At 35.5% G+C, this 26,838-nt stretch carries 28 protein-coding genes; 23 read left to right on the top strand and 5 right to left on the bottom strand.

Features of this window, described 5'->3' with window-relative positions:
- The first annotated feature begins 281 nt into the window (after window positions 1-281).
- The 6 genes from MHB61_RS13820 (at window position 282) to serB (ending at window position 6,197) form a co-directional block, all read left to right on the top strand.
- Window positions 282-866: an L-threonylcarbamoyladenylate synthase gene (locus tag MHB61_RS13820; protein WP_026138870.1), complete on the top strand. Its 585-nt coding sequence runs from the start codon at window positions 282-284 to the stop codon at window positions 864-866.
- Between the two features lie 229 nt (window positions 867-1,095).
- Entirely contained in the window at window positions 1,096-2,343 is a 1,248-nt protein-coding gene (gene glyA / locus MHB61_RS05900) for a serine hydroxymethyltransferase (protein ID WP_003129504.1), read from the top strand.
- Between the two features lie 160 nt (window positions 2,344-2,503).
- Window positions 2,504-3,106: a lysozyme family protein gene (locus tag MHB61_RS05895; protein WP_137016037.1), complete on the top strand. Its 603-nt coding sequence runs from the start codon at window positions 2,504-2,506 to the stop codon at window positions 3,104-3,106.
- 126 nt (window positions 3,107-3,232) lie between these two features.
- The gene (serC, locus tag MHB61_RS05890; protein WP_003129506.1) at window positions 3,233-4,330 is read left to right on the top strand and encodes a phosphoserine transaminase; all 1,098 of its coding nucleotides are present in this window, start codon (window positions 3,233-3,235) and stop codon (window positions 4,328-4,330) included.
- Window positions 4,327-5,523 carry a phosphoglycerate dehydrogenase gene (locus MHB61_RS05885; RefSeq protein ID WP_003129509.1) on the top strand — a complete coding sequence of 399 codons (1,197 nt, stop codon included), beginning with the start codon at window positions 4,327-4,329 and terminating at the stop codon, window positions 5,521-5,523. The genes serC and MHB61_RS05885 overlap by 4 nt, the downstream gene beginning before the upstream one ends.
- A 23-nt stretch (window positions 5,524-5,546) precedes the next feature.
- Entirely contained in the window at window positions 5,547-6,197 is a 651-nt protein-coding gene (serB, locus tag MHB61_RS05880) for a phosphoserine phosphatase SerB (RefSeq protein WP_003129510.1), read from the top strand.
- Between the two features lie 118 nt (window positions 6,198-6,315).
- Here the strand turns inward: serB and MHB61_RS05875 are convergent, their stop codons facing one another.
- The gene (locus MHB61_RS05875) at window positions 6,316-6,609 is read right to left on the bottom strand and encodes an acylphosphatase (protein ID WP_003129511.1); all 294 of its coding nucleotides are present in this window, start codon (window positions 6,607-6,609) and stop codon (window positions 6,316-6,318) included.
- Between the two features lie 322 nt (window positions 6,610-6,931).
- Here MHB61_RS05875 and MHB61_RS05870 point away from each other — a divergent pair, with 322 nt between their 5' ends.
- Entirely contained in the window at window positions 6,932-7,690 is a 759-nt protein-coding gene (locus tag MHB61_RS05870) for a TrmH family RNA methyltransferase (RefSeq protein ID WP_003129512.1), read from the top strand.
- 144 nt (window positions 7,691-7,834) lie between these two features.
- Here the strand turns inward: MHB61_RS05870 and MHB61_RS05865 are convergent, their stop codons facing one another.
- Together MHB61_RS05865 and MHB61_RS05860 are read right to left on the bottom strand one after the other, a co-directional pair.
- On the bottom strand, window positions 7,835-8,278 hold the full coding sequence (locus MHB61_RS05865) for a flavodoxin (protein ID WP_003129515.1): 444 nt from the start codon (window positions 8,276-8,278) through the stop codon (window positions 7,835-7,837).
- Between the two features lie 148 nt (window positions 8,279-8,426).
- Entirely contained in the window at window positions 8,427-9,932 is a 1,506-nt protein-coding gene (locus MHB61_RS05860) for an MDR family MFS transporter (protein WP_003129516.1), read from the bottom strand.
- Between the two features lie 213 nt (window positions 9,933-10,145).
- Between MHB61_RS05860 and MHB61_RS05855 the strand changes: the two genes are divergently transcribed.
- The 3 genes from MHB61_RS05855 (at window position 10,146) to MHB61_RS05845 (ending at window position 12,835) form a co-directional block, all read left to right on the top strand.
- Entirely contained in the window at window positions 10,146-10,772 is a 627-nt protein-coding gene (locus MHB61_RS05855) for a TetR/AcrR family transcriptional regulator (protein WP_003129518.1), read from the top strand.
- Window positions 10,773-11,055: 283 nt separating this feature from the next.
- Window positions 11,056-11,910 carry a methionyl aminopeptidase gene (locus tag MHB61_RS05850; RefSeq protein WP_003129519.1) on the top strand — a complete coding sequence of 285 codons (855 nt, stop codon included), beginning with the start codon at window positions 11,056-11,058 and terminating at the stop codon, window positions 11,908-11,910.
- 31 nt (window positions 11,911-11,941) lie between these two features.
- Window positions 11,942-12,835, top strand: coding sequence for a YihY/virulence factor BrkB family protein (locus MHB61_RS05845; protein WP_010905463.1), 894 nt, complete (start codon window positions 11,942-11,944; stop codon window positions 12,833-12,835).
- Between the two features lie 130 nt (window positions 12,836-12,965).
- On the opposite strand, the gene MHB61_RS05840 is transcribed toward MHB61_RS05845, so the two are convergent.
- The gene (locus MHB61_RS05840) at window positions 12,966-13,412 is read right to left on the bottom strand and encodes a GtrA family protein (protein ID WP_003129522.1); all 447 of its coding nucleotides are present in this window, start codon (window positions 13,410-13,412) and stop codon (window positions 12,966-12,968) included.
- 146 nt (window positions 13,413-13,558) lie between these two features.
- Here MHB61_RS05840 and MHB61_RS05835 point away from each other — a divergent pair, with 146 nt between their 5' ends.
- From MHB61_RS05835 to MHB61_RS05790, 10 genes are all read left to right on the top strand, one after another.
- Complete coding sequence (locus tag MHB61_RS05835; RefSeq protein WP_223203860.1) at window positions 13,559-14,281, top strand: TIM44-like domain-containing protein; 723 nt, start codon at window positions 13,559-13,561, stop codon at window positions 14,279-14,281.
- Window positions 14,282-14,312: 31 nt separating this feature from the next.
- Entirely contained in the window at window positions 14,313-14,588 is a 276-nt protein-coding gene (locus tag MHB61_RS05830; RefSeq protein WP_003129524.1) for a DUF1294 domain-containing protein, read from the top strand.
- 105 nt (window positions 14,589-14,693) lie between these two features.
- Window positions 14,694-14,870, top strand: a complete 177-nt coding sequence (locus tag MHB61_RS05825; protein WP_010905464.1) for a DUF3272 family protein — start codon at window positions 14,694-14,696, stop codon at window positions 14,868-14,870.
- Between the two features lie 103 nt (window positions 14,871-14,973).
- On the top strand, window positions 14,974-15,903 hold the full coding sequence (gene hprK / locus MHB61_RS05820) for an HPr(Ser) kinase/phosphatase (RefSeq protein ID WP_003129528.1): 930 nt from the start codon (window positions 14,974-14,976) through the stop codon (window positions 15,901-15,903).
- 63 nt (window positions 15,904-15,966) lie between these two features.
- Complete coding sequence (gene lgt, locus MHB61_RS05815) at window positions 15,967-16,752, top strand: prolipoprotein diacylglyceryl transferase (RefSeq protein ID WP_003129530.1); 786 nt, start codon at window positions 15,967-15,969, stop codon at window positions 16,750-16,752.
- A gap of 167 nt (window positions 16,753-16,919) precedes the next feature.
- A complete protein-coding gene (locus MHB61_RS05810; protein WP_003129531.1) occupies window positions 16,920-17,339 on the top strand; it encodes a DUF948 domain-containing protein in 420 nt (139 codons plus the stop codon).
- A 29-nt stretch (window positions 17,340-17,368) separates the two neighbouring features.
- Window positions 17,369-17,932 carry a YtxH domain-containing protein gene (locus MHB61_RS05805; RefSeq protein WP_003129533.1) on the top strand — a complete coding sequence of 188 codons (564 nt, stop codon included), beginning with the start codon at window positions 17,369-17,371 and terminating at the stop codon, window positions 17,930-17,932.
- Between the two features lie 132 nt (window positions 17,933-18,064).
- Window positions 18,065-19,483, top strand: a complete 1,419-nt coding sequence (gene gndA, locus MHB61_RS05800) for an NADP-dependent phosphogluconate dehydrogenase (protein ID WP_003129534.1) — start codon at window positions 18,065-18,067, stop codon at window positions 19,481-19,483.
- A gap of 180 nt (window positions 19,484-19,663) precedes the next feature.
- Window positions 19,664-21,676, top strand: a complete 2,013-nt coding sequence (locus MHB61_RS05795) for a KUP/HAK/KT family potassium transporter (protein WP_010905466.1) — start codon at window positions 19,664-19,666, stop codon at window positions 21,674-21,676.
- 224 nt (window positions 21,677-21,900) lie between these two features.
- Window positions 21,901-23,916 (top strand): KUP/HAK/KT family potassium transporter, encoded by a 2,016-nt coding sequence (locus tag MHB61_RS05790; protein WP_003129537.1) that lies wholly within the window; start codon window positions 21,901-21,903, stop codon window positions 23,914-23,916.
- A 65-nt stretch (window positions 23,917-23,981) separates the two neighbouring features.
- On the opposite strand, the gene MHB61_RS05785 is transcribed toward MHB61_RS05790, so the two are convergent.
- Complete coding sequence (locus tag MHB61_RS05785; protein WP_003129539.1) at window positions 23,982-24,152, bottom strand: DUF3042 family protein; 171 nt, start codon at window positions 24,150-24,152, stop codon at window positions 23,982-23,984.
- Window positions 24,153-24,347: 195 nt separating this feature from the next.
- Between MHB61_RS05785 and MHB61_RS05780 the strand changes: the two genes are divergently transcribed.
- The 3 genes from MHB61_RS05780 to MHB61_RS05770 all read left to right on the top strand — a co-directional run bounded on the left by MHB61_RS05780 (window position 24,348) and on the right by MHB61_RS05770 (window position 26,786).
- Window positions 24,348-25,013, top strand: a complete 666-nt coding sequence (locus MHB61_RS05780; protein WP_003129540.1) for a YitT family protein — start codon at window positions 24,348-24,350, stop codon at window positions 25,011-25,013.
- Window positions 25,014-25,150: 137 nt separating this feature from the next.
- Window positions 25,151-26,035 carry a tRNA (adenosine(37)-N6)-dimethylallyltransferase MiaA gene (miaA, locus tag MHB61_RS05775; RefSeq protein WP_003129541.1) on the top strand — a complete coding sequence of 295 codons (885 nt, stop codon included), beginning with the start codon at window positions 25,151-25,153 and terminating at the stop codon, window positions 26,033-26,035.
- Between the two features lie 82 nt (window positions 26,036-26,117).
- The gene (locus MHB61_RS05770; RefSeq protein ID WP_003129542.1) at window positions 26,118-26,786 is read left to right on the top strand and encodes a hypothetical protein; all 669 of its coding nucleotides are present in this window, start codon (window positions 26,118-26,120) and stop codon (window positions 26,784-26,786) included.
- The last annotated feature ends 52 nt before the right edge of the window (window positions 26,787-26,838 follow it).

Below are 26,838 nucleotides of genomic sequence, written 5' to 3'. Positions count from 1 at the left end.
AAGATATCAAAACTTTGGTTGAGTCAAACAAGATAGACCAAGCTAAAGAAAATTTGAAGTTTGTGCAAGGGGGACTCAATAATTTTGCTAACGAACTTGAAAAAGTCGAAGGTGGATTTTATGGTATTATTGGTTTTCTCTTTCGTCGTCCCTACAAAGTACCAGATGATTTGAAAAATATCAGAGAAAATCTTTTTATTGAAGCAAAAACATTACAAAAAGAACTAGACAAGCAGTCAGAAAAAGAGAATAATAATAAAAATCGTTTATCAGCTAGAGCTATCAAAGCACTAAAATCTGGTCAGTTAGCTATTTTACCGACAGAAACAGTTTACGGTCTCTTTGCAGATGCGATGAATGAAGAAGCAGTCCAAAAACTCTATTCAGTTAAAGGACGTCCAACAGAAAAAGCTTTAAATATGAATATTTCAAGCTTTGAAGATATTTTAAAATATTCAATCAATCAACCAGTTTATCTCCAAAAAATTGTGGAAGCCTTTCTTCCTGGCCCTTTAACCATTATTTTAGAGGCATCTAAAGATGTTCCTGAATGGATTCATATTGGAAAAAGTACTGTTGGTTTTAGAATGCCAAATATTGCAGTAACTCAAAAAATTATCAAAGAAGTCGGTGTTTTGGTCGGACCTTCTGCCAATTTAAGTGGTTCTAAAAGTCCAAGTTTCTTTGCCGATTTAAGTCCTGAAATTTTAGAAAATGCCGCAGTCGCTGTTCAAGATGATAGCATCTATGGACTAGATACAACAATCATCGATTTGACGCAAGAAAAACCAAAATTACTGCGTCAAGGGGCTGTTACTAAAGAAGAATTACTTAAAAAAGTTCCTGAACTTGGTCAAATTGAATAAAATAAGCTGAAAAAAGTAATCTAAAAATTTCCGAACATTCTTTGGCAATGATGAGATTTACAAGCCAACTTATTTCAAAAAAGAGCCTTTAGCCGATATAATAGTTTTAGAGTTGAAAGTTTGCTTGCGAAAGTAAACTAAAATTAACTGATTAAGTTTATAGCGCCAATGACTATAAAATTCTACTTATATTTTTTAAAATATCCCAAAAGACATACAAGGAGAACCAATGATTTTTGATAAAGAAGATTTTGAAAGTTTTGACCCAGAATTGTGGGCAGCCATTCATGCTGAGGAAATTCGTCAGCAACAAAATATTGAATTAATTGCTTCAGAAAATATTGTTTCAAAAGCAGTTATGGCAGCACAAGGTTCTGTTTTGACAAATAAATATGCCGAAGGTTATCCTGGGAAACGTTATTATGGCGGAACAGAAGCGGTTGATGTTGTAGAAAATTTGGCTATTGAACGAGCAAAAGAACTTTTCGGTGCAAAATTTGCCAATGTTCAACCTCATTCAGGTTCTCAAGCCAATGCGGCAGCTTATATGGCATTAATTCAACCTGGAGACACAGTCTTAGGAATGGATTTAAATGCTGGCGGTCACTTGACTCATGGGGCTTCAGTCAATTTTTCAGGAAAAACTTATCATTTTGTTCCTTATGGAGTTAATTCTGAAACTGAGCTTTTAGATTATGATGAAATTTTAAAAATTGCTAAACAAGTTCAACCTAAACTGATTGTTGCTGGCGCTTCTGCCTATTCACGCCTGATTGATTTTGCTAAGTTCCGTGAAATCGCTGATAGTGTTGGAGCAAAATTAATGGTTGATATGGCACATATTGCTGGATTGGTAGCGACTGGTGCGCATCCTAATCCACTTCCTTATGCTGATGTCGTTACAACAACAACTCATAAGACACTCCGTGGACCACGTGGTGGAATGATTTTGACTAACGATGAAGCTTTGGCCAAGAAAATTAACTCTGCAATCTTCCCTGGAACTCAAGGTGGGCCTTTAGAACATGTCATTGCAGCAAAAGCAGTAGCTTTTAAAGAAGCACTTGATCCAGAATTCACAACCTATATTGAACAAGTCATTAAAAATACGCAAGCAATGGCTGAGGAATTTGCTAAAGTGGAAGGCTTACGATTGATAGCTGGTGGTTCAGATAATCATTTGCTTAATCTTAAAGTTTTAGACTTAGGAATTAATGGGAAAGAAGCTCAAGATTTATTGGATAGTGTTCACATCACACTTAATAAAGAAGCAATTCCTGATGAAACATTATCACCATTTAAAACTTCAGGGGTGCGAATTGGAGCAGCAGCAATTACATCAAGAGGATTTAAAGAAGTTGAAGCGAAAAAAGTCGCACAATTGGTCTCAGAAGCTTTGGTTAATCACGATAATCAAGAAAAACTTGCGGAAGTTAGGAAAGCAGCTTTAGAACTGACTCGTCAATTTCCCTTATAATATCAAAAATTAGACAAAGAAAATTTGTCTAATTTTTTAATGTTAAGCTAAATTTAAAAGAGAAGTGTTATAATAGAGCTTATATAAAAAATGACTGCAAAAAAAATAATGATATGTGCTAGTAAAGAATAAGAGCAGTCAGAAAATTTAGGTAAGTGAAATGTTTAAAAAATTAATTGGATTAATAGTACTGATACTTCTTGTATTCAGTGGTTTTTATGTTTACCGTATGCATGAAAATGTGAAAGACGTAATGTCTTATGAGGTAGAGGTCGAAAAAAGCCTTAAAGCACAAGGCTTGAGTGGTGATACAAAGTTGGCTTTGGCAATTATTTATACAGAAACTAAAGGAAAACAAGTTGATATTATGCAATCAAGTGAAAGCTTGAATGGCACAACAAATACTTTCTCAACAGAACAAGAAAGTATTAAACAAGGTATTTCTAATTTGTCAAAAGTTTTAGAATATGCTTCACAAAAAAAGGTCGACGCTTGGGCAGGGGTTCAGGCTTATAACTATGGGAAGGCCTATGTTGATTACATAGCTGCTCATGGTGGAAAGAACACTATCGCTCTTTCTAAGGATTATTCTCGTGATGTCGTTGCGCCAAGTTTAGGAAATACAACGGGTGAAACTTATTATCATTTGACTCTGGATTCATTGATTTATAATAAAGGAAAGCTCTACTCTAATGGTGGGAATATTTTCTATGCCAAAGAGGTTGAATGGAACATGCTCTTACTTGATTTATTAAATTGGTAAATTACTGTTAACACAAAAAAACACAGTTGACTGTGCTTTTTTGTCGAACAGTATTTTTTTATATTTGAATTATCAGAAAATTATACTATAATAGTGATTAATAAATAATTTGAGGAAGTGAAATCGATGATTTATAATTTTGGCGCAGGACCCAGTGTACTTCCAAAGGAAGTCTTGAAGAAGGTTCAAGAAGAACTGTTAGACTTTGAAAAAAGTGGTATGTCAGTGATGGAAATTTCGCATCGCTCCAAGGCTTTCCAAAAAGTAATTGATGAGGCTGAGAACGATTTGCGTGATTTGATGTCAATTCCTCAAAACTATAAAATTTTGTTTTTACAAGGGGGAGCTTCCAGTCAATTTTCAATGGTTCCAATGAATTTGGCAATTGGCAAAAAGGCTTATTACAATATTTCGGGCGCCTTTGGTGAAAAGGCTTATGATGAAGCGGTGAAATTGAGTCATTTCCTTGATTTGATGGCGATTAGTTTGGGCTCGACTAAAAAAGATAATTATAATCATCTATTGAAAATTGATAAATCTAAAATTGATGAAAAAAATGGGGCCTATCTCCATTTGACAACGAATAATACGATTGAAGGAACAAGTATTTTTCCTGAAAATTTGCCTGAGTTTGCAAGCCTTCCTTTGGTTGCTGATATGAGTTCAAATATTTTGGCGGTTGATTATGATGTGAGTAAATTTGGATTAATTTACGCTGGAGCTCAGAAAAATTTAGGTATTGCTGGTTTAACCATTGTCATTATTCGTGAAGACTTATTGAATGAAGCTGAAAGCCTCTCATCAATGATGGATTATCAGATTTTGGTTGAAAATGGCTCGATGTACAATACCCCGCCGACTTTTGCTATTTATGTGGCCGGGCTGGTTTTCAAATGGGTAAAAGCGCAAGGTGGCGTAAAAAAACTCGAAGAAATGAATCAGAGAAAAGCTCAATTGTTGTATGATTTAATTGACCAATCTGACTTTTATCAGAACCCAATCAAAAATAAAGATGAGCGGTCGATTTGCAATGTTGTTTTTACAAGTCCAAGTCAAGAATTGGATGAGCTATTCACCCAAAAAGCTGAAGAAAAAGGTTTCAAATCACTCAAAGGTCATCGTTCCGTGGGAGGAATGAGAGCAAGTATTTACAACGCTTTTCCTTTAGAGGGGGTTGTTGAATTAGTGAAATTTATGAAAGAATTTGAAGAGGGATATAAATGACTTATCATATCAAAACAATTGGAAATAATATCGACCAAATTGCATTAGATGAAATTGGCGAAGGCTTTCTTGTTAATCAAGTGTCAGAAGCTGAATCTGACGCATTTATTTGTCGGGCTCAGCCTTTCCACGATTATGAATTTTCCAAAGCGCTTTTGGCGATTGGACGTGCTGGTGCTGGTTTTAATAATATTCCGATAGAAAAGTGTGCCAGTAAAGGGATTGTAGTCTTTAATGCGCCTGGTGGGAATGCCAATGCGGTTAAAGAATTAGTTTTGTCAATGATGATTTTTGGAACACGTAATTTAAAACCAGCAAACAAATGGTTGACTGGTCAAAAAGGCGATGATAATACCATTGATGGGGCGGTTGAACATGGGAAAAAGGCGTTTTCTGGTTCTGAAATTTCAGGAAAAACTTTAGGGGTAATTGGCCTTGGGAATATTGGTTCAAAAGTTGCCAATGATGCACAGCGTTTAGGAATGAGAGTTATTGGTTATGACCCTTATCTTTCAATTGAGCACGCTTGGAACTTGTCACATCATGTTAAAAGAGTGAATGATTTGGCTGAGATTTTTGAGAAGGCAGATTATATCACGGTTCATACGCCAGCGACGGATGAAACGACGAAAATGCTCAATTGGAAAAATTTATCTAAGTGTAAAAAGGGAGTGATTTTGCTCAATTATGCACGAGATGAGATTACGGATAAAGAAGCAGTGCTTAAAGCGATTGATGAGGGAATTGTCCGCTTTTTTGGAACGGATTTTGGTTCTGAAAAATTTTATCATCATCCACAAGTTTTTTTAACTCCTCATTTAGGTGGTTCAACGGCGGAAGCGAGTTTAAATTGCACAAGAATGGCTCTGGATTCTGTTCAAACTTATTTGAAAACTGGCGAAATTATTAATTCAGTCAATTTTCCACGTGTTTTGCAAGAGTTGAATACGCCTTATCGTGTGACCTTAATCAATAAAAATGTGCCTAATGTTGTGGCTCAAATTTCACTTGCGGTGGCAGCAGAAAATATTAATATTGCTAATATTGTTAATCGTGGTCAAGGAGATTATGCCTATACTTTACTTGACTTGGATGAAAAAGATGAAGGAAAGTTGGCGGCTTTAGTTTCACGTTTTGAGGCTGCTGATAATATTATTCGTGTTCGCTTAATTGAAAATCAGAGTTTAGTTTAAAAAACGAATGGAAAAGGAAGAAAATGGCTGCAAAAGGATTACTTGTGATGGATGTGGATAGCACATTGATTGAAGAAGAGGTCATTGATCTCTTAGGGGAAAAAGCGGGTATGGGTGATAAGATTTCAGAAATTACGGCTGCCGCTATGTCTGGCGAAATTGATTTTAAGGAATCTTTGAGAGAAAGGGTGGCTTTGCTTTCTGGTTTGCCCACAACTATTTTTGACGATGTTTACAAAGAAATTCATTTAACTAAGGGTGCAACGGGATTAATTGAAACTTTGCATGCGAAAGGCTGGAAAGCTGGCCTTGTTTCTGGTGGTTTTCATGAAATAGTGGATAAAATCGCAAGAGATTTAAAAATAGATTATGTTTTTGCTAATCGTTTGTCTGTGGAAAATGGCCATTTGACTGGAAAAACGCATGGGACAGTTGTGGATAAAGATTTCAAAGTTGATAGGCTCAAACAATGGGCAAATGAAAATAAGTTGAATTTATCTGAGGTTATTGCTGTAGGTGATGGCGCAAATGATATTCCAATGCTAAATACAGCTGGTATTGGGATTGCCTTTTGTGCAAAACCTGCGGTTAAAGCTGCTGTTTCCTATCATATTGATAAGCGAAATTTACTGACCGTTTTGGAATTTGTGGATAAACTTGCTGATAAAGAATAAAATGTAAATGTAAAAAATTACTGACGGAATTTCCGTCAGTAATTTTTCTTATCTGCCGCTTCAATGCTCGTTTCAGTCGCATTGAACTGACAAGCTTTTTGTCAGTATTTTTTAATTTCTAATATTTGATATTGAAGTCTGTGAAATCAGGGAAATTTGCAGGGCTTGATTTGACATCAGTGACTTTAGCAAAGGGTGAAAGACGTCCTTTACTTGATTTTTCCCCACGAACAATGGCAGTGAATTCTTCTAATTTTTTTTCGTCCTCTGTTTGCGCGAGAATTTCAACTGTACCGTCATCATTATTCCAAACACGCCCTAAAATGCCCAGTTCACGCGCACTTATGATAACAAAATAACGAAATCCGACACCCTGAACGCGCCCAGAAACAATCATTTTTACTTTGAACATCTTAAGACCTCCTAGCTTTATGTTGTTGAAATGATAATAATTAAAACGTTTTCTTTTATTATAACATAAGCACCAGCAAGATTGACAAAAATCTGATAAAAGTTTCACTGCTTATGCTTTGCTGTCCAAACCAAAGGGATCTATGTTTTTCATAAGTCACAATCACTCAGTGGGAAATTATCCTTTTTAGATGAACAACTAGCATATCTGTAAGCCAGTAAAGTGGCAACAGCTATCTTACACTTCATTTGATTATCAATGCAATGGGATACTGGCAATGTAAAACTTTGTTTCGCCTTACTGGCTATGATATAATTGGAGAATGGAAATCATCAGTTCAAAAGATAATAAAAAAATTAAAGAAGCAAGAAAATTGCTGACAAAAAAATACCGCAAAAATTCATATCTCATCGAAGGATTTCATTTGTTGGAGGAAGCGCTGAAAGCTGGTCGTTCAATAAAGCAAATTTTTGTTGAAGAAAATAAACTGACTAAACTGACAGAAATGATTGGGTCTGAAAAATTACTGACAGACTTATCTGTAAATCTGGTCAGTAAAGAAGTGTTGAAATCTTTAGCTGACAGCGAAAGCCCACAAGGACTGATTGCTGAAGTGACAAAAATTGAAGAAGTCATTGATTTTTCAGCAGCAAAATTTTTACTTTTAGAAAACGTACAAGACCCAGGAAATGTAGGGACAATGATTAGAACAGCTGATGCGGCTGGATTTTCGGCTGTTATATTACTTGGCGAAACCGCAGATATTTACAGTCCAAAGGTCATGCGGTCTATGCAAGGCTCAAATTTTCATTTGCCTCTTGTACGAATGGCTAAAGAAGATTGTTTTGCTCAACTTAAAAAAGCAGGCATTTCAATATTGACGACCACGCTGTCAGCAAATTCTGTGTCTTATAAAATAATCAATGAACCACACTTCGCATTGATTATGGGAAATGAAGGGGCCGGAGTCTCTGACGAAGCCGTTAAAGCTGCTGACAAACTCGTTCATATTGACATGCCAGGACAAGCAGAATCTTTAAATGTGGCTGTAGCAGCTGGAATTTTGATGTTTTCATTATAAAATTACTGACAAATCAGTCCAAACAACCGAATCTCAAATTGGTAGACAAAAAAATTACTGACAGAACCTCCGTCAGTAATTTTTTTGCATTTATATTTATTTTTCCGTCTTTGTCAGTAATTTTTATCACATATCTTAACTCAATCAGTTAAAGTGAGCCGCCAAAGTTTCCGCAAAGGCTTCGAGATGAGCTTCGTCTTCATCTTCAGGAGACAAGTCAACACGAACAAGTTCAGCTCCTTTTGTTGCGCCAGTTTTTTCAAATTGCGCTTCAAACATATCGACACAGATACAGAAGTCATCATAGAAAGTATCACCTGACCCGAAACAACCGTAAATTTTACCAGATAAATCAACCTCAGCTAATTCTTCATAAAAATCGACAATTTCGTCAGGTAATTCACCGTCACCGTAAGTGTAAGTTCCAACGATACAAAGATCAGCATCAGCCATCTCATCGGCATCAACAGAAGAACATTCGTCAAGTTCTACTTCAAAACCTAATTCTTCAAGTTTATCAGCGACAATATCGGCACAAGCTTCAGTATTTCCTGTCATACTTGCATATACAATTTTTGCTAATGGCATTTTTTCACTCTCCTATAAGATGCAAGGAGCCATACAATTTAGCGCTCCAAGCTCAGTTAATTGATTAAAGTTCATCTATCTATTATTGAGATAATTCAATTCAATTATATCAAAAAACAAGTGAAATCAAAGCTAAAAACTACGAATTTTATTTGTTGACCTTCTTTTGTGAAAGGAACATGGCTGGAATAGCAATCACAATTAAAACAATCGAAGAGACAAGAAAGCCAAGTTGATAACCATTAAGCGTGACCGCTTTTTCAACAGAAGTTTTTGCTTTTGCAATGACAGTCGGTGTTAAATTGGTGTGCATCGCCGCTAATTGATGTAGTTTAGTTGTCATCTGTCCAGCAATTTCAGACGTCACAACCGCCGTCACAACTGCCAAGATGACGGCTGAACCAAAAGATGAACCAACGTTTTGAATGATTCTTTGTCCTACTGATGCACCAGGGATATCTTGTTTGTCTAAACCAATGAAAATATCAGTCATCATTGGCATTTGCAAACCACCAATTCCCATTCCACGAACAAATAAAACCAATCCCAACCAAATCAAATTTGTATTTTCGTGAACAAAAATGAAAGGAAGTGTTCCAAGAAGGGAAATAGCCAGGGAAACAAGTACTACAGGACGAGCTCCCATACGGTCAATCATCTTCCCAATCAAAGGTCGAGTCACCATCATACCAAGCCCTTGGGGAATCAACATTAGACCTGCTTCAACGGCTGTAAAGCCTTTTGTATTTTGAAAGAAAAGTGGCAGTAAAAGCATAGGTCCATTAGAAGCAATTCCAGCTAAAAAGATTCCAATATTCGCTGCAGTGAAGTTTTTAGATTTGAAAAATCTGAGCGGAAGAACAGTATTATTTTTGCGAATGCGATTATAAATTCCGTAAATAACAAACAAGGCTAAGCCAATGATGACAAAAGTAATCATTTGACTATTGAAAAAATTTTTAGCATTAGTTGAACCCTTCATCATTCCGTAAATTAATCCCACAGAACCGCCAGCCAAAAGGAGTGTTCCAAACCAATCTAGTTTAGCTTTAGGGTTGAAAGGTTTGAAAGAACTTAGATAAAAATGATTAAGGAGGACTGCAATAATTACTACCGGAATATTGATATAGAAAATCCAGTGCCAATTTGCTCCAGATACAATTGCACCACCAAGTACTGGCCCGATAATTGGTCCAAGAATAATAGGAGTTGAGACAACAGCCATCAATTGACCAAGTTTATCTGGAGGCGTAATTTGCATTAGCAGGGTTGTCATCAGTAAAGTGATAAAACCAGCTGAAAATCCTTGAACAGCTCGGAAAATGATAAAACTATCAATATTCCAAGCAATTCCAGATAAAAAGCTAAAAAGTCCAAAACTAAGGAGTGACCACTGCATTACTTTTTTTCCATCAATGTGATTGACAACATAACCACAGACAGGGACGGCTACAGCAAGTGCAAGAACGTAGCCTGTAATTGCCCACTGAATCATGTCTAGTGAAGTATGTAAGTCACTTTGAAGTTTGTTGATTGCGATATTGACCATGGTTGAATCAAGCATTGGAGCAATAGCACCAACGACTAAAATCCAAGCATTTCGCGTCAATTCCTTTGGCAATTTTTCTTTTTCATTCTTTTTTGATTTTGCCATGTTAATCCTTTCTTTCGTCTGAGCGAAAACTAAGTTATCAAAACTTAGGAATTATAATTTAAAAATAACATACATTTTGTATCTTAAATACAAAATTATTATAAACCTAAGAATAAGTTTTGTCAACAATAAGATTCTTTTTGTATCTAATTTGATTTGTTGGTATTAGATAAAGATGATGTTATAATAGAATTAAGAAACACGAGGTCTCTTATGTTTGAAGAAAAAGAAAAAAAATCACCTAATCATTCTCGAAGAAGAGGGGATGAACTTAAGAAAGCAATTTATAAAGCGGCAGTTCATATTTTAGAAAATGAAGGCTATGAAAAAGTAACCTTTCAAAATGTCGCAAAAGAAGCCAAAACCACACGAAGCGTACTTTATCGTTATTGGGATGATGTTTTTGACTTAATTTTTGAAGCTGTCCGTTTCAATATTTCACAAAATCCTGAGTGGCGAGGAAATGTGATAGACCAAGAAATTAACAGTGGGAGCTTGCGGCAAGATTTAATTGAACTTTTAACCTTTATGAGAGAGAATTTTAAACTCTATCCCAAAGGATTTCTGGCCTTCGTTTCATTTATGCAGTCACAAGGAAAAAATGTTCTTGAATCGACCGTTGGCAATGTCCTTCCAAGTAATCTGATTATTATGGAACGCTTGCTTGCAAGGGCTCAGGAAAGAGGGGAAGCGCGTGAAAAAATTGGGCAAACAGCTAAGCTTTTACCTTTCCAGATGACCCGTTATCATATGCTCCTTGAAGGTCAATCCATGAATGATAAGCAAATTAATGAATTGGTAGATGAAGTTTTACTGCCAATTTATATAAAAAACACCTAGTTATAGGGAAATTTATGGTAAAATAAAGTGTATTTATACTAAATAGACTGTTTTGGATTACAAAAAAATCTGTTCAGTTGAATTAGCATTCAAAGTAATTTTGAAAAGGCTCATGATTGTCGAAGAAAATTCTTATAGATAAAGTCATAAATACTATCTTATAAGGATTCAGTAACCCCAGTAAATGAAAATTTATTTTTCGATGAAGTATGAGTCACTTCAAAACATTAATTTAAATAAAAAGAACTGAGTTTTTCTCAGAACTTTAGAAGGAAAGAATAAATTGATTACATTAAAATCGCAACGTGAAATCGAGCAAATGGAACGTAGTAGCAAAATTTTGGCAGATATCCACATTGGGCTTCGTGAGTTGATTAAACCAGGGATTGACATGTGGGAAATTGAAGAATATGTCCGCAAAGTTTGTAAAGAAAAAAATGTTTTACCTTTACAAATCGGAGTGGATGAAGGAAATTATAATCCATTCCCTTATGCTACTTGCTGCTGTTTGAATGATGAAGTGGCTCACGCATTTCCACGTCATCAAATTCTTAAAGATGGTGATTTGATTAAGGTTGACATGGTTCTCGGGTTGGTTGAAGATGGTTCTGTTGATGTTTCAAAACTTAATTTTGACGATGCTGAATCAATGGTTAAATATCAAGAAGAATTCCGCGGTGGTGTTGCTGACTCTTGCTGGGCTTATGCTGTAGGCCAAGTTTCTGACGAAGTAAAAAACTTGATGGATGTGACCCGCGAATGTCTCTATCTTGGAATTGAACAAGCCAAAGTAGGCAACCGCATTGGTGATATTGGGGCAGCTATTCAAGAATACGCTGAAAGTCGTGGCTATGGTGTCGTTCGTGACCTTGTAGGACATGGCGTTGGACCAACAATGCATGAAGAACCAATGGTGCCCCACTACGGACGTGCTGGACGTGGACTTCGTTTACGCGAAGGAATGGTCTTAACCATTGAACCAATGATTAACACTGGGGGTTGGGAAATTGACCATGATGGTGAACGTGGTTACGTTACACTTGACGGAAGTTTATCATGTCAATACGAACACCAGTTTGTTATCACTAAAGATGGTCCTGTGATTTTGACTTCTCAAGGCGAAGAACGGACTTATTAAGAAGTAAAAGGAAAAACAGATGAGAGGAAAGATGAAAAAAGTTATACAAAAAATTGCTGAACTAACGACAACTTTTATGACTTTTTTCAAAAGTTCAGAAATGAGTCTGTCTTCAATTGCTGTTGCTTATTACCTTTTACTTGCAATCTTTCCTCTAGGATTGATTGTCGGAAATATTTTACCCTTCTTACATATCAATACAACAGCTTTATTGAGCTTTTTGTCTGAGCAACTCCCAAGTGATGTTTACAAAGGAATTGAACCAGTCATTAATAATCTCTTAAATCAAAGAAATACAGGCTTACTTTCACTCTCTGTTTTAGCAGGATTTTGGACCTTTTCAAGAGCCTTATCTGCTCTACAAATGTCAATGAATAAAGCTTATGAAGTCTTTAATCATCGAGATTTTATTGTCAGTCGAATTATCGGTTTAGCTGCCGGATTTGCGATTTTACTCTTTCTTTACTTTTCAATTGTTCTCTCTACTTTTGGACAATTAATTCTTGAACAAGTTCATCGCTTATTTCCTTTTGATGATCATCTCTACCGAACTTTACACAATATGACTTTACCAGCGATTGCTGTAGCGACCTTTCTATCTTTGATGATGCTTTATTTTATCCTACCAAATGTTAAAATAAGAAAATTGAGATACACCATGCCTGGAACAATATTTTCAACCTTTGTTCTTGTTTTTCTAACCAACTGGATTGCAAAATATGTTAGCTTTGCTCTTCAGCGATTAGATGACTTGAAATTGATTGGGTCATTGGTTGTCTTTGCACTGATGATTTGGTTTATTTTCATCGCCCGCGTTTTGATTATTGGTGCCATATTAAATGCTGTTTATCAAAAAACAAAAGTTGGTAAGATTGAGACACGACGTGGTGAAATTGTTGAATTCATCAAGGAAATTAGAAAATAAAAATACTGATAAAAATGAGAAAAAATACTGACAGAAAATCTGTCAGTATTTTTTTTATCCGCCGATTCAATGCTCACTTTGCTTACATTGAACTGTCAGTATTTTTTCATCTTGTCAGTAAAAAATTAGTTTATTCTGTTAAATTTTTATCTTTTTTGAAGACAAAGAATTTTGAATAAAGATAGTTAATAACAATAATTAAAACTTGAACGACGAGGTTAAGAGCAGCAACCATATTATTTTTAGAAAGTCCAAAAAGATTCATCAAAATATCAGGATGTTGATCAATGAACCACCAGTTAATAAAGATGGATAGGAGTAAAAGAACAATTCGTCCTGAAGTAAAATTGATGAAATCACGTAATAAGTTTGATGATTCATGTTTGAAAACAAAAAGTTTATTGGTAAAAAATGCAAAAATAATACTTGAAGCTTGAGCGGCAGTTTCTGAACCCCAACCAGAATGCCAAGCTTGCCAAGTTAACCATTTGACAAAGGCATAAACTGCTGTTGCTAGGACTCCGAAAATGAGATATCTAACAGTTTCAGATTTAAAAAGATTCATGAGTTTTTTCATGAGGTAATTATATCACACTCTTTTAATAGACTCCACTAAAAGTAGCAATTTAACAGATGTTTCAAATAAAAAGGGAAATAGGGTATAATAACAAAATATATATAATAAAATCAGTGACAAAGAAAAGGAAATAATTTTTGAATCAAATGATGAAGAAAGTGGTTATTTTATTGCTCATCAGTGGCTTAGTTTTAGTCACACCTCATGCTTTTGCAACAGCAGGAGGATTTCGAGGGGGAGGAAATAGAAGTACAAGAACTGGCGGCAATTTTGGAGGTGGAAATACTAACAGCCATTATAGTAATACTGGTTCTAATAGCTATACTTCTAATTCGAGTACATCTAGAATGGGGAGCAGGTATAATAGAGGAAGGATTTGGAAATGGCTGATTGTGCTTGCCGGTCTCGGATTTTATTTTATAAGAAATAGAGTTAAACTTCCCTTTAAAAAAAGAGGTTATTTTCAAGAAAAGACATTAAATGATTCAGCTTTGGAAGCAGAAATAGAAGCAATTTTTCTAAAAGTTCAAGATGCTTGGGATAAACATGACTTACGAGCTTTGTCCGAATCTTATGGTGATAATTTATATGAAAAACATGAAAAAATTCTCCAAAAGATGAGTGACAAAGGTCAAATTAATCACACGCGTAGTGTAGTTTTGGATGGAATCATGCGTTATAAAGAAGTAAAAGATAATCAATTTGAAGTTGACCTCTATTTTGTAGCTATTGACTACCTTGTTTCTGTTAATTCTGGTCAAATTATTGCGGGAAATACTCAGGAAAGACGGGCGTTTAAACAACGTTGGACTTTTAGTGGTCAAAAAGGGGCTCTTCGAGTTGAGAAAATGAAAGAATTTAAAATCTAATGATATTTAGTATAGATATGAAGGGAGAAAAATGATTCTTTATTTATTAGTTTTATTAGCAGTTTGGAATCTTATTGTTTTTGTTTTTTATGCGGTGGATAAGTACAAGGCCCAACATCATCTGTGGAGAATTCCTGAAAAAGTTTTACTTGCACAAGCACTTTTAGGTGGAGGGACTGGAGCAATTTTGGCTGGGCATCTCTGTCATCATAAAACTAGAAAATGGTATTTCAATTTCTCATGGTATGTGGGACTATTGGTTGATGCTGGACTTATCTTTTTAATTATCAAATTCTTTGCTAAATAAATCATCAAATTGAAAAGCTTTTTAGAAAATAAAATGCTTTTTTTATTAAGTATTATTCAACACAATCCATTGACATTTCTGGTTTAAAAATGTCATAATAGAGGCATGCCTAAACAACGATTTTATTCTTTTATGATTGGAACGGTACTTGAAGCTTGGATTTTTAGCTGGTCCTTCCTATCTGCTTCGTGGTTTTTAGCCACGTTTTTCGGCTTTCTTTTAGTACGCCGAATCTTCCTTGCTTATCGCTTGGATAAATTTATACGTGATATGAAAATGTGATTTTTATCACAATTTTTATTATAAAAGTACTGACAAAGTTTTATGACGAAAAAATATTCTCTGTCAGTTGTTCTTATTTATGAAATAATAGGGGAGACTTACAATGGCGGTTTCAGTTCAAGATTTACTTGACAAAATTCATTTTCATGTGATTTACTCAACAGAAACAGCATTACAAAAAGAAATTACAACTTCAGAAATTATGCGCCCAGGTTTAGAAATGGCTGGGTATTTTGATTATTTCACACCCGAACGAATTCAACTTTTTGGGATGAAAGAATGGTCATACATGATGACTGTAGTTGGAGATAATCGCTATGATCTCTTGAAAAAAGTCATGGCCAAAGAAACACCGGTTGTTATTGTTGCACGTAATTTAGAAATTCCTAGTGAAATGGTGGCAGCAGCTAAAAAGTCTGACATTGTTTTACTTCAATCGCGTGAAGCAACCAGCCGATTGAACTCAGTATTGACCTCATTTCTTGATGAACGTTTAGCTGAAAGAACGACTGTTCATGGTGTTTTGATGGATATTTTTGGGGTCGGCGTTCTTATTCAAGGGGCTAGTGGGATTGGTAAATCAGAAACTGGTCTTGAGTTAGTCAAACGTGGCCACCGATTAGTTGCTGATGACCGTGTAGATGTTTTTCAACGGGATGCATTCACACTTTCTGGGGAACCCGCAGAAATTTTGCGCAATATGATTGAAATTCGTGGCGTTGGGATTATTGACGTGATGAGTCTTTTTGGTGCTGGTGCTGTTAAAGATTCAACGGATATTGATATGGCTATATATTTAGAATACTACGATAAGGAAAAAGCTTTTGACCGTTTGGGAAATGCACCGACTATAGTTGAATTTTCTGATGTTGAAGTCCCACAAACCCGAATTCCTGTAAAAACTGGGCGGAATGTGTCAGTAATTGTTGAAGCTGCGGTTATGAATTTTAGAGCTAAGCAAATGGGCTTTGATGCAACAAAAACTTTTGAAGACCGTCTCACTGATTTAATCAGTCATAATAAAGAATCATAAGATAAAACTTAGAAATTACTGACCGAAAATTCTGTCAGTAAATTTAGAAAACTGATAAAAAATATGAATAATCTATTTCCCTTTTTAGCTTTAAATAAGATTGCACTCCAATTAGGGCCGCTAGCCATTCACTGGTATGCTATTTTTATTGTGGGCGGTGCCGCATTAGCCGTTTGGCTCGCATGTAAAGAAGCCCCAAAGCGTAATATAAAAACTGATGATATTATTGATTTTGTTCTATTTGCTTTTCCTTTAGGAATCGTTGGAGCGAGACTTTATTATGTCATTTTCCAATGGTCTTACTATAGTCAACATCCTTCACAAATCATTGCCATGTGGGATGGTGGCGGAGCCATCTATGGAAGTTTAATCGCTGGAGCAATTGTCCTCTTTGTCTTTAGCTACTATCGAATGATTCATCCGCTAGATTTGCTTGATATTACTATCCCGGGTGTTTTTCTCGCTCAGGCAATGGGACGTTGGGGGAATTTTGTCAATCAAGAAGCCTATGGAAAAATTGTTTCAAATTTAGACTGGCTACCTGCTTTTATTAGAAATCAAATGTTTATTGATGGTCATTATCGAATGCCTACCTTCCTATTTGAAAGTATTGGTACACTAAGCGGTTTTATTCTGGTCATGGTCTTTAGACATCGAATTAAAGGATTAAAACGTGGGGATATTTTTAGTTTCTACCTCGTCTGGTATGGAGCCGTTCGTTTTATTGTTGAGGGAATGCGAACAGATAGCCTAATGTTAGGACCTGCTCGTGTGTCACAATGGCTTTCAGTTTTATTAGTAATTGTAGGACTTGTTCTCTTTATTTATCGCAGAATGAAAAAAAATTAAGAAGTCTATCCTGAAGGATAGACTTCTTGTCATAAAAAAATGTAAGTTATATTAGAAAATAGCGAAACAATTTGTTATAATGAAGTCAAATAGAATCGCTTTCATCAAAATGAAAGAAGATTGAAAAAATGGGTGCTGATTTTATACCCGAATAAAGAGGAGGAAACGTGGGAAATATTGCATTATTGATTATCGCGATAGCATTTGCTGTATTGGTGGTCTTCTTAGTTATTGTATTACATAAAGTTTCTAAGGTTGTTGAAGAAGCCAACCGTACGGTTAAATTAGTTTCTAGCGATGTAGATGTCTTACTTCATCAAGCTGATGGCATAATGACTAAAGCCAATACCTTGCTTGATGATGTTAATGGGAAAGTCGCCACGATTGACCCTTTGTTTACAGCGGTTGCTGACTTGTCTGAAAGTGTTTCAGACATCAATGCTTCAAGTCGTAAACTTGTGACGCGTCTTAATAGAGGTTCAACAAAACGAAAAACAACTTCAGCTTCAGCCGTCGTTTTGGCAAAAACAGCCAAAAAATTCTTTGTTAAAAAAGATAAAACTGAAGCGGGTGTAAAAGTAAATTAAACTTGCTTACGAAAGAAAGGACTTAACCGATGTCAAAAAAAACAGGATTTCTAGTTGGTGCTTTAGTTGGTGCCGCAGCTGCTCTATTTTTAGCTCCTAAAAAAGGAAGCGAACTCCGCGAAGGGGCTGGAAAAATTTATGATGATTTAAAAGAAAACCCTCAAGAAACATTGACTGGAATGAGAGATACTGCTCTTGATTTCTCAGCTGAAAAATTTAATGAGATCAAAGAAAAATTTGATTCAGGTGAAATTTCAGCTGACAAGGCCAAAGAATTTTTGCTTTCAAAACGTGATTTAATTATGGAAAAAGTTGACTCAGGTGAACTGTCTAAAGATTCAGTTGTTGATTTCTTCAATGATACTAAAGATGCTGTCGTTGAAAAAATTAATTCAATGAAAGACAGTGGAGAAGAACTCTTCGATGAAAATGAATCAGACATCTCAGAAGAAGCCGCAGAAGTTGTGGCTAAGTTCAGAGATGCCAAAGATGAAGTGAAAGAAGATATTGATACTGAGTCTCTTGCTGAAGAAGCGAAAAAAATTGCTGACAAAGCCAAAGAATTAACAAATTTTCCAGACGAAAAAGAATAAAATTTAAAATCTGTCTTTAAGGCAGATTTTTTTGTCATGTAAAATATTTACATACTTAACTATGGTAATTGGAAATAAATTGCGTTATACTATATAGTATAGAATATAAAGAAATACTCTGGAGGATTTCAAATGGCACAAGCAAACTTTGGTGTTGTCGGAATGGCTGTAATGGGGAAAAACCTTGCACTCAACGTAGAGTCACGTGGTTATACCGTTGCAATTTACAACCGTACGACTTCAAAAACTGAAGAAGTTTATAAAGAACATCAAGATAAGAATCTTGTTCTCACTAAAACACTTGAAGAATTTGTTGGAAGTCTTGAAAAACCACGTCGTATCATGCTCATGGTTCAAGCAGGAGCAGCGACAGATGCGACAATTAAATCACTTTTACCACTCTTGGATAAAGGCGATATCTTGATTGATGGTGGAAATACTCATTTCCCAGACACAATGCGTCGTAATGCTGAACTTGCAGACTCAGGTATTAACTTCATCGGTACAGGAGTTTCTGGTGGTGAAAAAGGTGCGCTTTTAGGCCCATCAATGATGCCTGGTGGTCAAAAAGAAGCCTACGATTTGGTTGCACCAATTTTTGAACAAATCGCAGCTAAAGCTCCTCAAGATGGTAAACCATGTGTGGCTTACATGGGAGCAAACGGTGCTGGACATTACGTTAAAATGGTTCACAACGGAATTGAGTACGGCGATATGCAATTGATTGCTGAATCTTATGATTTGTTGAAACGTGTTCTTGGTCTTAGCAATGCAGAAATTCAAGCCATTTTTGAAGAATGGAATGAAGGCGAACTTGATAGCTACCTCATTGAAATCACTAAAGAAGTATTGAAACGTAAAGATGATGAAGGCGAAGGCTACATCGTTGATAAAATTCTTGATAAAGCAGGAAACAAAGGAACTGGTAAATGGACTTCAGAGTCTGCCCTTGACCTTGGTGTACCACTTCCATTGATTACAGAATCAGTATTTGCTCGTTACATTTCAACTTATAAAGATGAACGTGTTAAAGCAAGCAAAGTTTTATCTGGACCAGCGGTTAATTTCTCAGGCGATAAAAAAGAAGTCATTGAAAAAATCCGCAAAGCGCTATATTTCTCAAAAATTATGAGTTATGCTCAAGGATTTGCTCAACTTCGTAAAGCTTCTGAAGAATTTGATTGGGACTTGCCTTACGGTACAATTGCACAAATTTGGCGTGCTGGATGTATCATTCGTGCAGAATTCCTCCAAAATATTACTGATGCTTTCGACAAAGATAGCGAACTTGAAAACCTCTTGCTTGATGACTACTTTGTAGACATCACAAAACGTTATCAAGAAGCTGTTCGTGATGTAGTTTCACTTGCTGTTCAAGCAGGAATTCCAATTCCAACATTCACATCAGCAATTAGCTACTACGATAGCTATCGTTCTGAAAATCTTCCAGCTAACTTGATTCAAGCCCAACGTGATTACTTCGGTGCTCACACTTATGAACGTACAGACAAAGCTGGAATCTTCCACTACGACTGGTACACAGAAGATTAAGTTGAAAAATAATTAATTAAAAGCTAGAATTTTCTAGCTTTTTTTCTTATAAATTTTGCAGTATTCTTTAGACCATTTTTTAACAAAAAATCAAGAAATTGTTATATGATTTAGGTAATCAAATGTGAATTATTTACTTTGATAAATTTTATGGAACTAGAGAAAGTTGAGGAAATTAGAATGGGTTATGAATCTAATCGCTCATTTAATAAAGCAACAGGTGCCGGTTTCATCATCGCAATGGGAATTGTTTATGGCGACATCGGAACGAGCCCTCTTTACACAATGGAATCAATTGTCCAAGGCCAAGGGGGGCTTGAGCGAATCTCAGAAACGTCAATTATTGGGGCACTTTCGCTCATTATCTGGACGCTGACATTAATTACAACAGTCAAATATGTGTGGATTGCTTTAAAAGCGGATAATAATCATGAAGGCGGAATTTTTTCATTATTTACTCTCGTTCGCAAATATGCAAAATGGTTAATTATTCCGGCAATGATTGGTGGTGCTGCTTTGCTTTCTGACGGAGCCTTAACACCTGCCGTAACGGTTACGTCAGCAATAGAAGGCTTGAGGTCAATTCCAGCTTTTCATGAAGCTTTTGGTCAGCAGCAATTACCGATTGTTATTATTACTTTAGCGATTTTAGCGGTCTTATTTTTAATTCAACGATTTGGAACTTCAATCGTTGGTAAAGTGTTTGGACCAGTCATGTTTATTTGGTTTAGTTTTCTTGGAATTACGGGTTTGATTAATCTCTTTGGTGATTTTTCTGTTCTTCAAGCAATTAATCCTTATTGGGCAATTCATTTACTTTTAAGCCCAGAAAATAAAGCTGGAATTTTTGTTTTAGGTTCAGTCTTTCTGGCAACGACGGGCGCAGAAGCTCTTTATTCCGATTTAGGACATGTTGGTCGGGGAAATATTCATGTCAGTTGGCCTTTTGTTAAAGTTTGTATCATCCTATCCTATTGTGGGCAAGGGGCTTGGCTTTTACAAAATCGCGGAAAATCATTAGGAGATATCAATCCATTTTTTGCTGTCCTTCCTCAAAATTTAATCATTTTTTCAGTAATTTTAGCAACTTTGGCGGCAATTATTGCCTCACAGGCATTGATTTCTGGTTCATTTACTCTTGTGTCAGAAGCTATTCGTCTTAAACTCCTTCCTCGATTAAGAATTTTTTATCCAGGAGAAACTTTCGGACAATTATATATTCCAGCCGTAAATTTGGGACTCTGGTTGGCAGCGAGTTTTATTGTTGTCTATTTCCAAAGTTCTGCTCACATGGAAGCGGCTTATGGTTTAGCAATCACAGTAACCATGCTTATGACAACAACATTGTTAACTGTCTATTTAAGTCACTATCAAAAAGTTAAAAAAGTATTGGTTGGCCTATTTTTCACCGTTTTTATCTTTATTGAAGGCTTGTTTTTTGCAGCTTCCGCTGTAAAATTTATGCATGGCGGGTATGTCGTTGTGATTATTGCTGCCATGATTCTATTTGTTATGGCAATCTGGCATAAATCTGATCAGCTTTTTTATAAATATCTTAATTCTTCAAATCTTAATGATTATAAAGAACAAATGGACAAACTCCGCAAAGATGAAACTTACGACCTTTATCATACGAATGTCGTTTATTTAACGGCTAAAATGGATAAAGAATGGATTGACCGTTCAATCTTGTATTCTATTTTGGATAAGCGTCCTAAAAAAGCTAAAGTTTACTGGTTTGTGAAGGTTAATGTTACAGATGAGCCTTATACTTCTGAATACGAAGTGGATATGCTAGGAACTGATTTTATTGTCTGTGTTAATCTATATCTCGGTTTTCATATGCGTCAAGAAATCCCTCGGTATTTACGGACGATTGTGACCAACTTGATGGAGTCAGGACGATTACCACAACAAAATCAAACTTATAGTATTACACCAGGACGAAAAGTTGGAGATTTCCGTTTTATTATTTTAGAAGAAAAACTAATTAATGCAAGACAAATGCCTGGCTTTGAACGATTTGTTCTTCAAACAAAAGAGCAAATTAAAAAAATTACAGCTTCGCCAGCACGTTGGTTTGGTCTTCACTTTTCAGAAGTGACGGTTGAAACTGTTCCTTTGGTTCTCTCGGATGTTAAAAATTTGGAAATTCACGAACGAATTTCAGAAGAAAATCAAGGAGAATCATAATAAAATAAAAGCAATCAAAAGATAGCTTACGGTTGCTATCATCGCTTTTGTGATGATTACTGTATTATATATAAAACTGTGAGAAATAAATAAATATAATTTCCCGCAGTTTTTTTTGAATAAACAGGGGATAATCTGCTATAATAAAGCTATTAAAAAACGAGCTACGCTTCGTTTTATTTTATTTGACTATTTTCGTTGAAGAAAGTTGAGGAGTTACAAAAGTGGGTCAAGTACACTTACATAATCGGTCGTTTAATAAAGCGACATCTGCAGGGTTCCTGATTGCATTAGGGATTGTTTACGGTGATATCGGAACAAGTCCACTTTATGCCATGCAGGCCATTGTTCGAGGACAGGGAGGATTAGCAAATCTTTCTGAAAGCTTTATTTTGGGGGCTGTTTCTCTTGTAATTTGGACTTTAACATTAATTACAACTGTTAAATATGTTCTGATTGCTTTGAAAGCAGATAACCATCATGAGGGGGGAATCTTTTCACTCTTTACCCTTGTGAGACGGATGAGAAAATGGCTGATTATTCCAGCAATGATTGGTGGGGCGACATTATTAGCGGATGGAGCATTGACTCCTGCGGTGACGGTCACGTCAGCCATCGAGGGTTTAAGAGGAGTAACACATGTTTACTCAAATCAGACGGCAGTCATGGTAACAACTTTGATAATCCTTGCCTTTCTCTTTTTGATTCAGAGGTTTGGAGCAAGTTTGGTTGGTCGTTTATTTGGACCAATTATGTTTATCTGGTTTGGCTTTTTGGGTGTAAGTGGATTGATTAATTCTTTTCTTGACTTATCAATTTTAAAAGCAATTAATCCATATTATGCGATTCACTTATTGTTTAGTCCAGAAAATAAAGCTGGTTTCTTTATCTTGGGTTCTATTTTCTTGGTAACGACAGGGGCAGAGGCACTTTATTCTGACTTAGGACACGTTGGGCGTGGAAATATTTATGTCAGCTGGCCATTTGTTAAGATTTGTATTATCTTATCTTACTGTGGACAAGGAGCTTGGCTTTTAGCTCACCGTGGTGAACACATTGAAAAACTTAATCCTTTCTTTGCTGTTTTACCTGATAATATGGTTATTTATGTCGTTATCTTATCAACATTGGCGGCGATTATCGCCTCTCAAGCACTGATTTCGGGTTCATTTACTTTGGTGTCTGAAGCGATTCGTTTGAAACTTTTGCCATTGTTCAAAATTTATTATCCAGGGCAAACTTTGGGACAACTTTATATCCCAGCAGTTAACTTTGCTCTTTGGGTAACGACTTCATTCTTTGTTTTGTATTTTAAAACTTCAGAACATATGGAAGCCGCTTATAGCTTGGCCATTACCATCACTATGTTGATGACAACAACACTTTTGACTTATTTCTTAATTCAAAAAGGAACTCCAAAAATTGCAATTGCAATTATTTCTATCGGTCTCTTTTGTATTGAAGGCTCATTCTTTGCTGCTTCTCTTGTCCAATTTATCAACGGAGCATATATTGTGGTTCTGATTGCCTTGGCAATTATCTTCGTGATGTTCATCTGGAACAAGTCACACAAGATTGTCATGAAATATATCAAATCATTGAATATTAATGAGTATAAAAATCAACTTAATGCTTTGCGTCATGATGAATCTTATGATTTATATCAAACAAATGTGGTTTATTTAACAAGCAAAATGGACCATGAATGGATTGACCGTTCAATCTTATATTCAATCTTGGATAAACGACCAAAACGTGCAGAATGTTATTGGTTTGTAAATGTAAAAGTTACTGACGAGCCTTATACTTCTGAGTATAAAGTAGACATGATGGATACTGACTTTATTGTTCGTGTGAATCTCTATCTTGGATTCCGTATGCGTCAAGAAGTTCCGCGTTATTTAAGAACAATTGTGACGGATTTGATGGAATCAGGACGTTTGCCACGTCAGCATCAACATTACAGTATCACTCCAGGACGTAAAGTTGGAGATTTCCGCTTTGTCGTTGTTGAAGAAAAGCTAATGAATGCACGTCAAATGCCAGGTTTCGAGCGTTTTGTTCTTCAAACTAAAGCACAAATCAAGAGAATTACGGCTTCCCCAATTCGTTGGTTTGGTCTTCAATTCTCGGAAGTAACTGTTGAAACAGTTCCCTTGGTTCTTTCAGATGTACGTAATTTGGAAATTCATGAACGATTGGAACAGGTGGATGAAGCAGAAGCTTCAGCAACTCATTAAAGAATATAAAAAAACTTACTGACAAAATTTCTGTCAGTAAGTTTTTATTTCTGTAAGTAAAATTTTTAACGAGCAAGTCGTTTTCTAGCGGCTTCTTTTCGTTTTTGAGCGATAAATTCGGTCTTGTCAGCAGAAGGAAGATAACCTTTTTTCTTGGCAATTAACAGGGCTGTACCTGCAACAAGAATTTCGACAGATTTTCCAATGAGATAGCCTTGGATAAATTTATTTTTCATTTAGTGGACTCCTTTATATTTTATTTAAAAATTGCTCTATCTTCATTATAAATCAAAAAATGTGAAAACGCTAACGAAGCACATTTTAAAAAGAAAGACTCTTTAATAATTAACTGGTTAAGGTTAAGATTAGGTGCATGTGATATATTAGTAGCAGTTGTAATAAATAAATGATAAAGAAAGAAGGTAAGAAATATGACAATTATAGGTGTAAAAATTGACAAAAAGTTTATGAGGGACTTACTCATACTTATTTTAGGTGTCGGACTTTATGTACTCTCAGTTCAGTTATTCGTCATCCCTAATCGTCTAGCAAGTAATGGTGTCGCTGGTTTTTCTGTACTTATGGATTTTGTTTTTGGCATCAACCCAGCCTTGACTTTCTTTTTGGTAAATGTACCACTTTTCATTTTCGGAGGACGTTCGCTTCCGCGGAGAATTTTACTACTGAGCATTCCTGGAGCGCTTGCCATGAGTGGTTGGTTAATGATTTATGAAGCATTAGGAGTTACTGGTTTCCAATTCTCACATGTTATTTTTGCTGGAATTTTCGATGGACTTCTTTCAGGATTCGGGGCAGGATTAGTTATTATTTCTGAAGGAACATTTGGAGGATCAATCTTATTGAGCCGAATTTTGGAGGAGCAATGGAACTTTAAAATTGACAAGGTTTTGTTTATGGTCGATGTGGTCGTTTTAAGTGTTTCCTTATTAACATTCTTGTCACTTCCTAACTTTGCGGTCACACTACTTTCATGCTATATCTTTAGTAAAATGACTCTGATTGTGGGACGTGAAGATTATCGGAAATCTTTAATGAATCGTGGAAAAAGAATTTATCAAAAAGTTTTTGCTGCATAAAAACTTTAAGAATAATAGAATAAAAATTACTGACAGAAATTGAGCTGTCAGTAATTTTTTCTTGTCAGTGCTTGAATTTACAGGCTATTTCTGAAATAATAGAGAATGAAAATGGTGAGAGTGAGTCATAAAAATAAATGAAAAATAATAAAGTTTTAGTGGTTGTCGGGCCTACAGCTGTGGGGAAAACAGCACTTGGCATTGATTTAGCAATCAAATTTAATGGTGAAATTATTTCTGGTGATTCTCAGCAAGTTTATCAAGGATTAGACATTGGAACCGCTAAGGTGACTATGGCTGAACAAGCTCAAGTTCCTCATCATTTGATTGATGTACGTAAATGGACAGAAAATTTTTCGGTTCATGATTTTGTCATTGAAGCTAATCAATTAATTAAAGAAATTCTTGACCAAGGAAAAGTGCCAATTATCGTTGGAGGAACTGGCTTATATATTCAATCTCTTATCGAAGGTTATCATCTTGGCGGACAGGAAAATCATGAGGAGATGATGAAACTTCGTGAAGAATTATCTCTTTTATCTGATGAGGAATTGTTTGCAAAAGTGATTAAAATAAATCCAGATATTTCTGAGTTAAATCGTAGACGGGCGATTCGTTTTTTGGAGCTGCAAACTTTCGGCTCTCAAGATGAAAATTTGGGTTCTGATTATGATTTTTTGCTTATTGGATTAAATGCTGACAGAAAAGTGCTTTATGATCGAATTAATCAACGGGTTGATCAAATGATGCGTGAGGGCTTATTAGATGAAGCTAGAACTTTGTATGAGCAAGCACCAGAAGTTCAAGCGGCAAAAGGGATTGGTTATAAAGAATTTTTCCCTTATTTTTCAGGGGACATTAGTTTGGAAGAAGCTGTTGAGTTGGTCAAAAGAAATTCAAGACGCTATGCCAAGCGACAATTGACTTGGTTTAAAAATAGAATGTCTGTCGAATTTGAAGATGTTTTTTCAAAAAATTATCCTGAACCAATTTTTGATAAAGTCACTCAGTTTTTGAACTGACGCATTTTCTTAAAAATGTTATAATGAAAAAGATTGAAAAAAGGACTTTACAAGTAAATTTTATTAAAAATGGAGAGAAAAAATGACTGATAAAAAATGGATTGATTTGGGAATGAAATATGGTGGCTTCATGGCTCAAGACCATATCTTTTTAGAAAATAGATTAGCTGCCTTAACCGATGTAAAAGATAAAAGACTTTTGGTGACTCCACCAGCATCAGTTTTAAATGCTTATTTTGCTGAACTTTATCAAAAACGCTCACCGAAAGATGCAACAGATTATTTCTTTGAACTTTCTAAAGCTTTTGATATTTTTGAAGAAAATCCAGATTTTCAACTTGAAGGAAAAAATGGTTATGAAAATTTCAGATTTATTCGACTCAATCTTTCTGGAAAATCATTTGGTTTTTCATATAAAAATGACGCAGAAGAAGCAATTATTTTCAGTGAATTTCCGGTAAAAGTGACAGCCGAATTGATGTTTGAAATTGCACAGATTTTCCCGCATTATCTATTAGTGGAAGAAGACGGAAAATTGACAATGAAACCTGCTCAATTTCAAAGTGAATTTGAGAAAGTGAAAGACCTAACAGCATTAACAGAACAAGCAGAAAATGGGGAATATATTCGCTTAGCCGGCTATAATATTGAAGATTTATTAGAACAAGCCGAAGAAATTGGCTTCTTAAGTCCTTTATGCTTTGGGCGTGACGGACGTAAACACTTTATCTATATTACAAAAGGTTTTTAATCGTTAGTTAATAAACTATCAAAAAAATTGCATTTCTCTTTGATAAGTGATA

It is taken from the genome of Lactococcus sp. FSL K6-0773 (genome assembly GCF_038006485.1).
Classification (GTDB): Bacteria; Bacillota; Bacilli; order Lactobacillales; family Streptococcaceae; genus Lactococcus; species Lactococcus lactis.
Note: the sequence above shows the minus strand (reverse complement) of the source record. Positions and strands in the feature narration are given on the sequence as shown.

Bases quoted from the DNA above. Each gene is read 5' to 3' on its own strand.
- glyA (WP_003129504.1), top strand. From the start codon at position 1,096: ATGATTTTTGATAAAGAAGATTTTGAAAGTTTTGACCCAGAATTGTGG.
- MHB61_RS05895 (WP_137016037.1), top strand. From the start codon at position 2,504: ATGTTTAAAAAATTAATTGGATTAATAGTACTGATACTTCTTGTATTC.
- serC (WP_003129506.1), top strand. From the start codon at position 3,233: ATGATTTATAATTTTGGCGCAGGACCCAGTGTACTTCCAAAGGAAGTC.
- MHB61_RS05885 (WP_003129509.1), top strand. From the start codon at position 4,327: ATGACTTATCATATCAAAACAATTGGAAATAATATCGACCAAATTGCA.
- serB (WP_003129510.1), top strand. From the start codon at position 5,547: ATGGCTGCAAAAGGATTACTTGTGATGGATGTGGATAGCACATTGATT.
- MHB61_RS05875 (WP_003129511.1), bottom strand. From the start codon at position 6,609: ATGTTCAAAGTAAAAATGATTGTTTCTGGGCGCGTTCAGGGTGTCGGA.
- MHB61_RS05870 (WP_003129512.1), top strand. From the start codon at position 6,932: ATGGAAATCATCAGTTCAAAAGATAATAAAAAAATTAAAGAAGCAAGA.
- MHB61_RS05865 (WP_003129515.1), bottom strand. From the start codon at position 8,278: ATGCCATTAGCAAAAATTGTATATGCAAGTATGACAGGAAATACTGAA.
- MHB61_RS05860 (WP_003129516.1), bottom strand. From the start codon at position 9,932: ATGGCAAAATCAAAAAAGAATGAAAAAGAAAAATTGCCAAAGGAATTG.
- MHB61_RS05855 (WP_003129518.1), top strand. From the start codon at position 10,146: ATGTTTGAAGAAAAAGAAAAAAAATCACCTAATCATTCTCGAAGAAGA.
- MHB61_RS05845 (WP_010905463.1), top strand. From the start codon at position 11,942: ATGAAAAAAGTTATACAAAAAATTGCTGAACTAACGACAACTTTTATG.
- MHB61_RS05840 (WP_003129522.1), bottom strand. From the start codon at position 13,412: ATGAAAAAACTCATGAATCTTTTTAAATCTGAAACTGTTAGATATCTC.
- MHB61_RS05835 (WP_223203860.1), top strand. From the start codon at position 13,559: ATGATGAAGAAAGTGGTTATTTTATTGCTCATCAGTGGCTTAGTTTTA.
- MHB61_RS05830 (WP_003129524.1), top strand. From the start codon at position 14,313: ATGATTCTTTATTTATTAGTTTTATTAGCAGTTTGGAATCTTATTGTT.
- MHB61_RS05825 (WP_010905464.1), top strand. From the start codon at position 14,694: ATGCCTAAACAACGATTTTATTCTTTTATGATTGGAACGGTACTTGAA.
- hprK (WP_003129528.1), top strand. From the start codon at position 14,974: ATGGCGGTTTCAGTTCAAGATTTACTTGACAAAATTCATTTTCATGTG.
- lgt (WP_003129530.1), top strand. From the start codon at position 15,967: ATGAATAATCTATTTCCCTTTTTAGCTTTAAATAAGATTGCACTCCAA.
- MHB61_RS05805 (WP_003129533.1), top strand. From the start codon at position 17,369: ATGTCAAAAAAAACAGGATTTCTAGTTGGTGCTTTAGTTGGTGCCGCA.
- gndA (WP_003129534.1), top strand. From the start codon at position 18,065: ATGGCACAAGCAAACTTTGGTGTTGTCGGAATGGCTGTAATGGGGAAA.
- MHB61_RS05795 (WP_010905466.1), top strand. From the start codon at position 19,664: ATGGGTTATGAATCTAATCGCTCATTTAATAAAGCAACAGGTGCCGGT.
- MHB61_RS05785 (WP_003129539.1), bottom strand. From the start codon at position 24,152: ATGAAAAATAAATTTATCCAAGGCTATCTCATTGGAAAATCTGTCGAA.
- MHB61_RS05780 (WP_003129540.1), top strand. From the start codon at position 24,348: ATGACAATTATAGGTGTAAAAATTGACAAAAAGTTTATGAGGGACTTA.
- miaA (WP_003129541.1), top strand. From the start codon at position 25,151: ATGAAAAATAATAAAGTTTTAGTGGTTGTCGGGCCTACAGCTGTGGGG.
- MHB61_RS05770 (WP_003129542.1), top strand. From the start codon at position 26,118: ATGACTGATAAAAAATGGATTGATTTGGGAATGAAATATGGTGGCTTC.